This window comes from Devosia sp., from assembly GCF_036676215.1.
Taxonomy (GTDB): Bacteria; Pseudomonadota; Alphaproteobacteria; order Rhizobiales; family Devosiaceae; genus Devosia.
Genome location: NZ_JAKFDJ010000195.1, coordinates 1 through 12,692, shown reverse-complemented (window position 1 = coordinate 12,692; position 12,692 = coordinate 1). Strand labels below are relative to the sequence as shown.

The 12,692-nt window shown below is 65.0% G+C and carries 9 protein-coding genes; 6 read left to right on the top strand and 3 right to left on the bottom strand.

Features of this window, described 5'->3' with window-relative positions; translation table 11 throughout:
• The first annotated feature begins 3 nt into the window (after nucleotides 1-3).
• Together V6M52_RS15965 and nagA are read left to right on the top strand one after the other, a co-directional pair.
• Nucleotides 4-1,014, top strand: coding sequence for an SIS domain-containing protein (locus tag V6M52_RS15965; protein ID WP_332701788.1), 1,011 nt, complete (start codon nucleotides 4-6; stop codon nucleotides 1,012-1,014).
• Complete coding sequence (gene nagA, locus V6M52_RS15960) at nucleotides 1,011-2,171, top strand: N-acetylglucosamine-6-phosphate deacetylase (RefSeq protein ID WP_332701753.1); 1,161 nt, start codon at nucleotides 1,011-1,013, stop codon at nucleotides 2,169-2,171. The genes V6M52_RS15965 and nagA overlap by 4 nt, the downstream gene beginning before the upstream one ends.
• Nucleotides 2,172-2,185: 14 nt before the next feature.
• On the opposite strand, the gene V6M52_RS15955 is transcribed toward nagA, so the two are convergent.
• Nucleotides 2,186-2,929 carry an SDR family oxidoreductase gene (locus tag V6M52_RS15955; protein WP_332701751.1) on the bottom strand — a complete coding sequence of 248 codons (744 nt, stop codon included), beginning with the start codon at nucleotides 2,927-2,929 and terminating at the stop codon, nucleotides 2,186-2,188.
• Nucleotides 2,930-3,377: 448 nt separating this feature from the next.
• Between V6M52_RS15955 and V6M52_RS15950 the strand changes: the two genes are divergently transcribed.
• The 3 genes from V6M52_RS15950 (at nucleotide 3,378) to V6M52_RS15940 (ending at nucleotide 8,725) form a co-directional block, all read left to right on the top strand.
• Nucleotides 3,378-4,799, top strand: a complete 1,422-nt coding sequence (locus V6M52_RS15950) for a hypothetical protein (RefSeq protein ID WP_332701749.1) — start codon at nucleotides 3,378-3,380, stop codon at nucleotides 4,797-4,799.
• Between the two features lie 251 nt (nucleotides 4,800-5,050).
• Nucleotides 5,051-7,996 (top strand): OmpA family protein, encoded by a 2,946-nt coding sequence (locus tag V6M52_RS15945; protein WP_332701747.1) that lies wholly within the window; start codon nucleotides 5,051-5,053, stop codon nucleotides 7,994-7,996.
• A gap of 141 nt (nucleotides 7,997-8,137) precedes the next feature.
• Nucleotides 8,138-8,725: a hypothetical protein gene (locus V6M52_RS15940; RefSeq protein ID WP_332701745.1), complete on the top strand. Its 588-nt coding sequence runs from the start codon at nucleotides 8,138-8,140 to the stop codon at nucleotides 8,723-8,725.
• Nucleotides 8,726-8,735: 10 nt separating this feature from the next.
• On the opposite strand, the gene V6M52_RS15935 is transcribed toward V6M52_RS15940, so the two are convergent.
• On the bottom strand, nucleotides 8,736-9,674 hold the full coding sequence (locus tag V6M52_RS15935; RefSeq protein WP_332701743.1) for an alpha/beta fold hydrolase: 939 nt from the start codon (nucleotides 9,672-9,674) through the stop codon (nucleotides 8,736-8,738).
• Nucleotides 9,675-9,733: 59 nt separating this feature from the next.
• On the bottom strand, nucleotides 9,734-11,758 hold the full coding sequence (locus tag V6M52_RS15930) for a lytic transglycosylase domain-containing protein (RefSeq protein ID WP_332701741.1): 2,025 nt from the start codon (nucleotides 11,756-11,758) through the stop codon (nucleotides 9,734-9,736).
• A gap of 248 nt (nucleotides 11,759-12,006) precedes the next feature.
• Here V6M52_RS15930 and dapA point away from each other — a divergent pair.
• The coding region (gene dapA / locus V6M52_RS15925) for a 4-hydroxy-tetrahydrodipicolinate synthase (RefSeq protein ID WP_332701739.1) at nucleotides 12,007-12,692 on the top strand (686 nt) is incomplete at its 3' end.

The window sequence follows — 12,692 nt, the reverse complement described above, 5'->3', positions numbered from 1 at the left end:
CATATGCGCCAGGAAGTGGAAGCCATTCCCGGCGTCGTCGCCAATTTCCTCGACCAGAGCGGCCCGGTGCTCGACGCCGCCGCCGCCGCTTTGCGCGAGCGCAACCCGCTTCTGGTCGCCACGGTCGCCCGCGGTTCGTCCGATCACGCCTGCGCCTATCTCAAATATGCCATCGAGCTGACGCTCGGCCTGCCGGTCGCCTCCATCGGCCCCTCCATTGCCTCGATCTATGGCAAGGATCTCAAGCTCGACCGCTGCGCCGCCATTGCCATCTCGCAATCGGGCAAGAGCCCCGACATTGTCGGCATGACCCAGTCGGCCCGCCGCTCCGGCGCCACCACCATTGCCATCACCAACACCGCCGGCTCGCCCCTGGCGGACGCGTCCGATTTCACCATCGATCTGCATGCCGGCCTCGAAAAGTCCGTCGCTGCCACCAAGACCTTCGCCACCTCGGTCATTGCCGGTCTGGCGCTCATCGCCCGCTGGAGTGGCGACGATGCGCTCGCCGCTGCCGTCAACGACCTGCCCAATTCTCTCGCCCGGGCCGTCGCCTGCGACTGGTCCGAACTGATCGGCGCGCTCGACGGTCACAATGCCCTCTATGTGCTGGGCCGTGGCCCGGGCTTTGCCATCGCCAACGAAGCGGCGCTCAAGTTCAAGGAAACCTGCAACATTCAGGCGGAGGCCTATAGCGCGGCCGAAGTGATGCACGGCCCGGTCGCCATCGTCACGCCGGGCTATCCCGTGCTTGGCCTCGCAGCGCGTGACGCGGCCGAAGCCTCGGTTGCCGACATGGCCCACAAGCTGGCCGGGCAGGGCGCCCTTGCCTTTGTCACCAGCACCCGCGCCGGCGCTGCAAGGCCCTTGCCCTTTGCCGCCACCGGCCACCCGCTCACCGACCCGCTGGCGCTGATCGTCTCCTTCTACGGCTTTGTCGAAAAGCTGTCGCGCCATCGCGGCTTCAATCCCGACGTGCCCCCGGCACTCAAGAAAGTCACCGAGACGCTATGAGCGACCTTCTCGCCATTTCCGGCGCCCGCATTTTCGACGGGCATCGCTGGCATGACGATGCGGCGCTGCTGGTCGAGTTCGGTCAGGTCTGCGGCATTCTGCGCGCAGATGCCGTGCCAGCCAATTCATCAACCGTTCAACTCGGTGGCGGAATCGTGGCGCCCGGCTTCATCGACCTGCAGGTCAATGGCGGCGGCGGCGTGCTGTTCAACAATAATCCCACAGTCGATTCCATCCGCACGATCTGCGCCGCCCATGCGCAGTTCGGCACCACGGCCCTCTTGCCAACGCTGATCACCGACACGCCCGAGATCAACATTGCCGCCCTCGCGGCGGGAAAAGCTGCGATGGATCAAGCCGTTCCGGGCTTTCTCGGCCTTCATCTCGAAGGCCCCCATCTGTCGCTGGCGCGCAAGGGCACGCATGATCCGGCCCTGATCCGCCCGATGGACGACGCCGATCTCGCCCGCATCATCGCCGCCCGCGCCGATCTGCCCAATCTGCTGGTCACCGTCGCTGCCGAAACTGTCACCCCCAGCCAAATCCAGGCCCTGACAGACGCCGGCATCATCGTCAGCATCGGCCACTCCGATGCGACCTTAGCCACTGCAAATGCTGCCTTTTCTGCCGGCGCCAGCATGGCCACGCACCTGTTCAATGCCATGAGCCAGCTCGGCAATCGCGAGCCCGGCGTGGTCGGCGCGGTGCTCACCAATGACAGTGTCCATGCCGGCCTGATCGCCGACGGCATCCACGTCCACCCCGCCTCCATTGAGATCGCCCTGCGTGCCAAAACCGGCCCCGGCCGCGTTTTCCTCGTCACCGATGCCATGTCCCAGACCGGCACCGACCTGACCATGCTCACTCTAAACGGCCGCACCATCACCCGGGCCGGCGGGGCCCTGCGCCTCGCCGATGGCACCCTAGCCGGCGCCGACCTCGACATGATCGACGCCGTCGAATTCATGCACAGTCGCATCGGCCTGCCCTTCGAGGAGGCCTTGCGCATGGCCTCGCTCTACCCCGCCCAGGCCATGGGCCTCGACGCCGAATTCGGCCACCTGCGGCCCGGCGCCATCGCCAGCTTCCTCCACTTATCCGACAGCCACCAGGTCCGCGCCACCTGGATCGGCGGCGCGGAAGTCTGGCGGGCATAGTCGATGGCCCCTCTTTATCCCCGGCCAATGTAAGGCATGTTGGTCGCCATCACCGTCATGAACTGCACATTGGCCGTTAGCGGCAGCCCCGCCATATAGAGCAGGGCGTCGACCACATGCGCCACCTCGAAGGTCGGCTCCGGCAGCATCGTGCCATTGGCCTGTAGCGAGCCGCTGCTCATGGTGCTGGTCATGTCCGTGGCGGCATTGCCGATATCGATCTGGCCGCAGGCGATGCTGAAGGCGCGGCCATCCAGCGAGATCGCCTTGGTCAGCCCAGTGATCGCGTGCTTGGTAGCCGTATAGGACGCCGCCCCGGGCCGCGGCACATAGGCCGAGATGGAGCCGTTGTTGATGATGCGCCCGCCCTGCGGGTTCTGGTCCCGCATCGCCCGGAACGCCTCGCGCGCTACGTAGAAGGCGCCGTTGAGGTTGGTATCGACCATCTCCTTCCAGGTGACGACATCGAGATCGCCGAACGATATCGCAGGCGCGAACCGGCCGGCATTGTTGAACACAACATCGATCCGGCCATACCTGGCCTTCACGCCGGAAAAGAACTGCGCCACTGCCGCCGGATCGGTGACATCGCATTCCCCCCAATATCCCCCGGTCTCCAGCGCCACGCCTTGCAAGGCATCCGCCCGCCGTCCGCAAATGGCCACATCATATCCCGCCCCGGCAAATCCCAGCGCCGCCGCCCTGCCGATTCCCGAGCTGCCACCTGTGACAACCGCGACCTTCCTCTGCATCTCCATGCTCTCTCCAATTGTGGCAGCGTCGGCCCCGGTGGCCCGCTGATTCCAAATCCCCGCGCATTTGCGCCTTATTTCGCGCCACGCCCCTTGCCGTCAGTCTGGAGGCGCCAGGCCGCCCATTCTCGCCAAATCAAGCCGGCAAGGCCGGCAGACCCCAGAAAACCCGGGGACTTTAACGGCCCGTTCAGCCGGGTTAACAAGTGGTTTCCATCTGTGTGCTGAATCTGCAACATCCGGTTCGCAACCATATTGCGCGCCCAGCAAAACGGCTTTTGCGTGATTGCGTCATCTCCAGCCATGCGTAGAGTGGGTCTTGCGAATCCATGCATGGGATCGTTTGTCGGTCGCAGCGCGACGGCAACACACTGCACCACGAATAAGTGTGGTCGCGTTACGACAAACCGCTGGGTAACCGGCACAAAGAATGACTGACTTTGGAGGTCAACTAATGAAACTCAAGAGCCTTATCCTCGGTTCTGTTGCTGCTGCCGGTCTCTCGACCGCTGGCTTTGCTGCCGATCTCGGCGTTCTCACCTCGCTCGACGTTTGCGACGAACTGGGCCTGTCCGGCCTGACCATCTCGTCCGACACCAACTGCCTGCAGATTTCGGGCAAGGTTTCGTACACGTTCGAATACGGCAACTACAACCTGAGCAGCAACATCGCCAACACCTTCGTGTCGGGCAACTTTGCTGCCGGTACTATCTCTTCGCGCGAAAATACGGACGGCGTTCGTAACATCGACGTCCCAAGCGCTTTGGTTGGTGTTTCCAACCAGGACTGGGCTTCGAAGGTTGAAGTCCTGCTGAAGTTCGTTGGCACCGCCTCGAGCGATTTCGGTCCGGCTCGCGTCGTGATCAACCTGCGCCAGCGTGACTATTATGCTGCCACGAATGCTGTCGGCGCAGCTGCTGCCGGTCTGAGCCCTGCTGGTGCTCATGGTGATTTCCATGCGCTTCGCGCCCAAGACGCCTACGTTCAGGTTGGTGACACCACCATCCTGTCCGCTGGTAAGAAGGGTTCGATCTTCAACGAAGGCGACGACGAGCCGTTCAACTTCACCGGCCTGTTCATGTCCGATGATGCCGACAAGGGCGTCTGGGAAGGTCCCGTCCGCAAGGGTGGCCATGTCATCCAGCTCGAGACCCAGTTCGGCGAAGGCTTCATCGGCAAGATCGGTCTTGAAGCCCTTGACCGCACTGGCAATGACGCTGGCAGCCTGATCGGCGTGCTTGAATATGCTGGCGAAGGCGTCACCGCACACATCAGCGGTTCCTTGGGCGGCCTGCTGGATGGCGTTCAGACTGTTGGCGACACCTACGCTGTCCATGCTGGCGTGACCGGCACCTTCGACGCCTTCAAGCTCCGTGCTGCTGGCGCTGTTGGCGGCGGCTTTGCTGCGGGCGGCAACTGGATGTACTGGAACGGCCTGGTTTCGGGCGAAGCCAACTTTGACATGTTCAAGGTCGCTCTCTCGGCTGAAGCTGCCGGTGGTACCGCTATCGGCGGCGCTGCTCTCGACACCGACTACGGCTTCGGCGGTTCGCTTGGCGCCACGGTTGCCGAAGGCATCGAAATCAACATCGGCGGTCGTTACTTCAACGACGGTACCGCTGGTATCGGCGATGGCTACCAGGTTGCTGCCCAGTTGATCGCGGCTGTCACCGAGACCATCAAGATCACCGGTGAAATCGGTGTGTACGGTCATGCCGAGAACACTGCTCCGGTCGCTGCTGCCTTCTCCGACTTCTACGGTTCGGCCGAACTGGCTTGGGCTCCCGGCGGTGGTTTCACCTCCTCGCTCGGTGCCAAGGTTCAGCAGAACGGTGCCTACAAGGTCACCTTCAAGGCTGCCAAGTCCTTCGAGTAATCCTCGGATCGCTTTGGACTACGGAAAGGCCCGGCTCACGCCGGGCCTTTCTGCTTTTGTAGTTGGTTCTGATGGACCCCAGCGCGCTGACAGCCGCTGATTCTCGCGTTTGGGCACTCGGCCGCCGCAAGGCAGCGCCTTCGTCTGAAATAATCATGCGCAAACAACCACTTGAAGCCGCCATTTTCATTCCATAGCAACGCGAAATGCACTAGCGTTGCCGCAATTGCGGGACATTCACTGGAACGGGAATGATCAGGGACCTCATCAAGTGGGTCGTGCCGGGACTTGCCACTGTCCTGGGCGGCACGACTTTATGCCTTGCTATGACATCGGCCGATATCGTCGGCGATCTGACGGCCAGGGGAACCGCGGCCATGGCGGCCGGCGGCTACGACTGGGCCGAACTCTCGCTCGATATCCGCGATCTGACGCTATCGGGCACGACTACCGATACGGCCGTTCTTGAGGCCGCGATCACCCGCCTCAACGCCATCGACGGCATCCGCACCATAACGCCCGCTGTAACTCTGGCGCCGATGGCCAGTCCCTACACACTCGAAGCCAGCATTGACCAGGACGCGACGAGCCTTACGGGCGGCGTGCCCGATGAGACGACGCGACAGCGGTTGCTCACCCTGGCCGGTCTGGACGATGCCGCATTGCAACTGCGATCCGGCATGCCCGACCGGCGGAGCTGGGTTGCCGGCGCCGAATTCGCCATCGACAAGCTGAAATATTTCGATCAGGGCCAGATCGTCATCTCCGACCTCACCATGAGCGTTAACGGTCGCGCCAGGTCCGAACGGGACTTTCGCGACCTGCTGATTGTGCTACGAGCCGGCCCTCCGGCGGGGCTCGCCTTCGGCGCAGTCGAGATCATCCCGGCCCTCGTCGCACCCTATCAGTGGAGCGCCAGCTTCGACGGCAAGCGCATCGAGGTGACCGGGTTCGTACCCGACGATGCCGTCGCCGAGCGCCTCCGTACGGCCGACGTATCCGGCATACCGGTGGCCACCGGTCTTGCTCTGGGCTCGGGCGAGCCCGCTGGTTTTGCTGAGCTTTCCCAGAGTTTGATCGAGCAGCTGGCGCGCCTGGAATATGGCTCGGCCAGCATTACCGGTGGCGAAAGCACGCTTGCCGGCGCGCCGCCCACGCTCGAAATTGCCCAGGGTATCGTCGAGACGCTCGAGCCGTCCGGCACCATTGTCACTCTCGAGCCGCCGCGCATTGACGACTACTGGATCAGCGCCACCCGCCAGCCCGGCGGCGTCGTGGTCTTCGATGGCTACGCGCCCGATGAGGCCACCCGCGAAGAACTCAGCCTGGGCGAGGGCGCCGATGTCACCTGGCTCAAGCTCGGTCGCGGTGCCCCCGAACGGTACCAGTCGGGTGTCGATTTCGGCCTCGCCGCCCTCGATCTGATGAGCGAAGGGCGCATCGCCCTGCGCGACAATGTCCTGACCATAACCGGCACCGCCCGCTCCGGCGCTGACTTTGAAACGCTGCGCGCCGCCATGGCTTCCGGCGCACCGCAGGGCCTCGTCTTGGCGCGCGCCGAGGTTCAGGCACCGCGTGTCAGCAGCTACACCTGGTCAGTCAGCAAGGACGAGAGCGGCGCGATAGCGCTTTCCGGACTGGTACCCAGCCCGGAGGCAAAAGCCGCGCTGCTCGCTTCTGCCGGCGAATCGGCCGCTGAAACAATGACTTACGCTTCCGGCGAGCCCGGTAATTTTGTCTCGTCGGCCCAGACCTCGATAGGCCTGCTGCAGTGGCTGCGCGACGGCAGCGTAGTCTATGACGGCCTCGGCTGGACTGTTACCGGCACGGCCAATTCGGCCGCCGACAAGCAGGCCATCGATGCCGATTTCCTCGCGCAGGAGCGTGCATCGGCCGGCTGGTCCATCGCCGTGGCCGAGCCGCCGTCCGTTATCCCCGAGATCTCCCCCTATCTCTGGTCTGCCACCCGCACCGCCGATGGCGTCACGCTGATGGGCCACGTCCCGACCGCAAGCCTGAAGAGTTTCCTCGCCGTGCACGCGGGCGACGCGGTCGTCGACACCTCCGAGGTCGGGGCAGGGGCGCCGGCCGATTTCGTTGCCACATCGAGGGCCGCCCTCGATGCCGTTCTCGCACTTGAGGAAGGCGAAGTCCGCTTTGACGGGCAGCAATGGTCCCTCAACGGCGCCGCGGCTTCCATCGAAACCCGCGACACGCTGCTCGCTTCCCTTGCATCGGCCACCGACAGCGCCGCCTGGTCCATCGCCGTAACCGTGCCCGAACCGGTTGCCGTAGCGGAGCCTGAACCCGTGGTGGAGCCCGAACCTGTGGTCGAGCCCGAGCCGGCCATCGCCGACCCGGTCGCTCCTGCCGTCGATCCGGACTACGCCTTCTCGGCCCGTCGCGACGCTGATGGCGCGGTTCAACTGGGCGGCCAGGTGCCGGCGGAGCCCGCAAAGCGTTTCTTTGGCGCTATCAGCGGTGGCGACATTGCTGCCGTAACGGTAGCGCCAGACGCCCCGGACGCCTTCCTGCCCAGCGCCGAAGCCGGCTTGCGGGCGCTGTTGCTGCTCGATGAGGGCGAACTTGCTTTTGCCAATGGCGCCTGGTCACTCAAGGGCGTGGCATCGGACGACGCATCAAGCGCCGAGGTGCTGGCCGCCATTGCGGCTGATCCAGGTGCGGCAACCTGGACCACCGCTATCGCGGTAGCTCCGCCCCCAACGCCTGAGCCGGCACCCGAACCAGAGGCAACTGCATCTGCCGCTGCCCCCGAAACGCCTGCGGCCCCTGCTGTAGCAGCGACCACGCCGGTCCCCTCGGACATTGCCGCCTGCGCCGCGCCCGTGGCCTATTTCTCCGCGCGCAACGCCATCTTCTTCGCCTCCGGCTCGGCGACTATCGCGGCGGAGTCGGCCGAGGCGCTCGACGAATTGGCAATCGATCTGGCCGCTTGTCCCAACGCCGTCGTTCATATCGAAGGCCATACCGATGCCGATGGGGACGATGCGCAGAACCTGGCTCTGTCGGTCGCGCGGGCCGAGGCGGTGGTCAATGCGCTGGTCACCCGCGGCGTCGCGTTCTCGCGGCTCTATGCAGTGGGTTATGGGGAGTCCATGCCCATCGCCGACAACGATACGGCACAGGGCAAGCGCATCAACCGGCGGATCGTCGTCACGGTGAAGGCCGAGGACTAGCGGCGGGGAGGGCCATGGCAATGAACTGGAGTTCACTCGTCTATCTGCTGGGCATCTATTGGCCCTATCTGGCGGCGGCCGGCTTTGTCGGCCTCGTCGTCGGTTGGCGCAGCTTCTCCTCACCGAGGCCGTGAGATGCCCATGAGCAACACTGCCCACATTGTCGAAACCGCGCTGCTGCTGCTGGTCGCCTATCTCCTCGGCTGCATCCTGGGATATGGCATCCGCCGTATTCTTTACGCCGCTCGCGGCACAAGGCAGGTCGTCGCGGTGCCCGAGGCTGCCGCGGTGGCGCCAGCGACGTCTTCCGAACCGCGCCCCACACGCAGTCATGCGGCGCGGCTGGCCGCGACCGTCGACGAACCCTTGCCGCAACCGCCGGCGCCGAAACCGAAGCGGGTCGAGCCCGCTCCGGTAGCCCCCAGGCCAGCGTCCGAACCAGCCATCGCCAAGCGCCCCACCAAGGCCAAAGCAGTCGATGCCAAGCCTCCGGCGCTTCCCGTCGCCCGTGACGGCACAGCCGACAATCTCAAGCAGATCAAGGGAATCGGCCCGAAAATTGAAGCATCGCTTTATGCAATGGGCGTGTTCCATATCGATCAGATCGCCGGCTGGACCAAGGCCAATGCTGAGTGGGTAGAGGGTCAGTTGGCGTTCAAGGGCCGCATTCGTCGCGAGCGCTGGGTCGAGCAGGCAATCGAGCTCGCCAAGGCCAGGGCCGTCGCCTAGTGGCTTGCCGCTAGGCCGCCCGACCCAGCACCTGCGAACTTGTACGAATGACAAATTCGGCCACCGCCTCGATCTCCTCGTGCTGGTCGAACAGGGCAGGCGAGCCTTGCCCGGCAATGATCAGTGCCGTCGCATCGGGCCGCCGCCGGGCCATTTCGTCAAAGGTTTCGCGGCGCAACTGGTCAGTCAGCTGCGTGCGCAGCAGCATCAGCGGCGCACAGCGCAGCGCGTCGAACAGCGGCCATTGGGCCATCAGGACATCGTCGAAATTGATGCTGTCGAGGACCTCGATCAGGCGGCGGTCAAACAGCGGCCGTGCCTTGCCGCGCTTGTCGATCATGTGACTGCGCCCGATCAGCGCGTCGAGCCTGTTGTCCGCCAGGCCGGGATAGTCGCCGCCCAGAATGCGCCGGAAGCCGGCCGTAACCGCCGCAGCCCCCTGCAGGCTTTCGATATGAGCCAGATTGTTGCGCAGCCTGACTATGCCGCGCGAATTGGTGACCGGACCGGCATCGAGTAGCACCGTCCCCGCGATGAGCAGTGGATGGCTGGCCGCCAGCGCCATGATCACCTGGCCGCCATGTCCTTGCCCCAGCATCACCGCTTGGCCGATGCCCAATGCGGCCATGACTGACGCGACATCGCGCGCATCGGCCAGCGAGCCATAGTCCTCGGCGCGGATGCGGTCGTCGGCGCGTCCGCGGCCGGGCAGGTCGATTAGCACCACCGGCCACTCGCCGCCGCCGACGCGGCGGAAATAGTCGGCGAAAGCGCTGAAGTCGCTCATATTGCGCTGATAGCCGGCAATGCAGACCACCGGAAGCCGCTGGCTCGACAGGCGCCCCGCGACATGCACGGCCGCGCGCACGCCTGCCGCCAGCGTCACGTGGGTGACGGGCAATTCGGCAAAGGCTGCATGGTCGGCGGGGACGGTTCTTTTGCGCGGCATGGGCAACTCTGGTTGCCGCTATCTAGAGGCAGTGCGCGAGTCTCCTCAAGAGGAACCGTCTATCGAATGGTGCGTAGCGCTTGCTGCAATGTCACTGGACTGATCCCGAGGCGCGCGCGATACACCAAGTAATTGCCCAGCACACGCTTCACATAGGTCCGTGTCTCCTGGAACGGGATCAGTTCCACCCAGATGACCGGATCGACATTGTCCGCGCGCGGGTCGCCATAGGCCCGGATCCACTTGTTGGCATTGCCCGGCCCGGCATTATAGGCGGCCGCCGCCAGCACCAGCGAGCCGTCATAGCGCTCGAGCTGGGTGCTGAGATAGGTCGAGCCCAGCAGCGCATTATAGGCCGCGTCGCTCACCAGCCGGCCGGGCGAATAGTCGACCCCCACCTCGCGCGCCACCTCCCGCGCGGTGCCCGGCATCAACTGCATCAGCCCCCGCGCGCCCGCCGACGATACGGCGTCGATCTGGAACATCGATTCCTGCCGCACCACCGCATAGACTGCGGCTCGGTCGGCAGCGAGCCGCACGTCGGCAGGCAGCCCCGCCTGGGGAAAGCTGAACATGTCGAGCGGCGTGCCGCGTTGATCGGCCGTATTGGCGATCGCGATCGCCAGGTGATGCGCGTCGATCTCCTCGGCCAGCCGTGCCGCCAGCAGCAGTTCGCCGCCCGTGTTCAGGCCAGTGCCGAAATGGCGCAGCAGCGGCACGGCCATCTTGGCCTGCCCATTGGCGGCCAGCAGACGCACGGCCCCCACCACCGGATTGGCGTTGAACAGGATCTCGCTCTGGCGCGGGTCGGGCAGGGGGCGGATATCGACGCCGGCCTCGCCCAGCTCCGCCCGCGCCAGCTGCCCGTAATAGACCGTGCCGAACGCCGCCGCGGTTTCGAGTGCGGCTTGCGCACCCGCCGCGTCGCCGGCCTGGCGATGGGCCCGCGCCAGCCAGTAATTGGCCTGCGCCACGCTGTCGGGCAGTGTCGACAGCGCGGCCATGGCGGTGAAATGCGTGGTGGCCGCAGCCGGGTCGTCAAGAAATGACAGGGCGATCCAGCCGGCGTGGAAATGGGCTTCCACCAGCCGTCCTTCCGGTCCCTTGCGGTAACCCGCCGCCGCCCGATAGGCGAGCTCGGGCTGGCCGACATCAAGCAATTGGCGGATCAGGGTGCGCCGCTCATACCACCACTCGGCCGCGTCGGGCAGCACCTCCGGCGCCTTGTCGAGCCAGTCGACGGCACCTTCCCAGAGCTCGAACTGCCGCGCCCGCTGGGCGCGCGAGTAGATATAGACCGGGTTCGAATGCATGCTGGCGTCGACGCTATCCAGCAGCGCCTTGGCGTCGGCATCGTTGCGAGACACCGCCGCCCGCGCCACCACCAGCGACTTCTGCGCCGCCGTGAGATGCGGCAGCAGCCGCTCGCTGCCCCGTGCCCGATCATGCATCATCAAATGCATGGCCCGCGCCCAATGGGCGTCGCCGTCCAGCAGGTTGCCGAGCCGGGTGGTAACCGCGTCCTCCTGCGCTTCGGTCAGGAAATTGTCGATCCAGATGCTGCGGGCCAAGCTGGTGGCGCGGTGCGTGTCGCCCTCGGCCAGATAGGCACCGGCCAGCAGGATCTTGCCATCGACGGTGTTGGGCGTGGGCCCGGCCAGCGCCGTCACCACGTCGCCCGCCGCCACCTCGGCCTTGCCCAGCGACTGTTCGACCCGCGTGCGATAGATGCTGGGTGCCGCAAAGCCGGGCGCATCGGCGACGAACCGCTCGATCGCCCGATAGTCGATCTCGCCGGCATGGAAATAGATCGCCGCCCACTGAATGGTGCGCCGCTCAATATCATTGTCCAGCGCTGCTGCCTCGCTGTACGCCGCTACCGGATCGCCCTCGATCAGCACCGCCAGCGCGTCGCGAAACGCCGCCGACCCCTTCAGGTCGGCCACCGACGCGCTTGTCCCCGACGGCACCGAGCCGGTCGTTACCGTGTCGATCGCGTCATTGGCTATCGCGTGGAAGAGGGGGGCAAAGCTCGCCAGGCCCAAAACCGCTGCGATGAAGCCTGCCCGAAAGCGCTGCGTCATCTGCCGTCCTGCTGGTACGTGTCGATCCAACCAGCTGGGCGCCCCCACCTGCGGTTAACCCAAAGTTACCCGATCCGGGTAAAGATGGTGTTGCCGCCGATGAACCCGGCTGGTCGCGGGCGCAACAAAGCGTTGTGATGCTGCCCGATAAAAACTATGGTGCGGCGCGTAAAAAACGGCGCTACAGCCGCTCTATGACACTCTGCCACGGCTGAACTGTGGCAACCAACCCAAGGACATTTCGACAAATGCTGCGAGGATCGATTACGGCGCTCATCACTCCCATGCTCAATGGGAATGTCGATGAGAAAGCCTTCGCCAGCTTTGTTGAGTGGCAGATTGCCGAGGGCACGCATGGCCTGGTGCCTGTCGGAACCACGGGCGAAAGCCCCACGGTCAGCCACGAAGAACACCGCCGCGTAGTGGAAATCTGCGTCGAAGTCGCCAACAAGCGCGTGCCGGTGATTGCCGGTGCGGGCTCCAACTCGACTGCCGAAGCCGTGTCACTGGCCAGGTTCGCCGAGGACACCGGCGCCGATGCCGTGCTGTCGGTCGTGCCCTATTACAACAAGCCCAACCAGGAGGGGCTGTTCCAGCACTTCTCGGCCGTGGCCAAGGCCGTCGGCATTCCGGTCATTCTCTACAGCGTGCCGGGCCGCACCGTCGTCGACCTGACGGTGGACACTATTGCGCGCCTGCACGAAGCCCACGCCAATATCATCGGCGTCAAGGATGCGACCGGCAACCTCGAGCGGGCCAGCATGCAGCGCAACAAGCTGGGCAAGGACTTCATCCTGCTTTCAGGCGACGACAGCACCGCGCTCGGATTCAATGCCCATGGCGGCCATGGCTGCATCTCGGTGACGTCCAACGTGGCGCCGCGCCTGTGCTCGCAGATGCAGGAACTGTCGCTGGCGGGCGATTTTATCGGCGC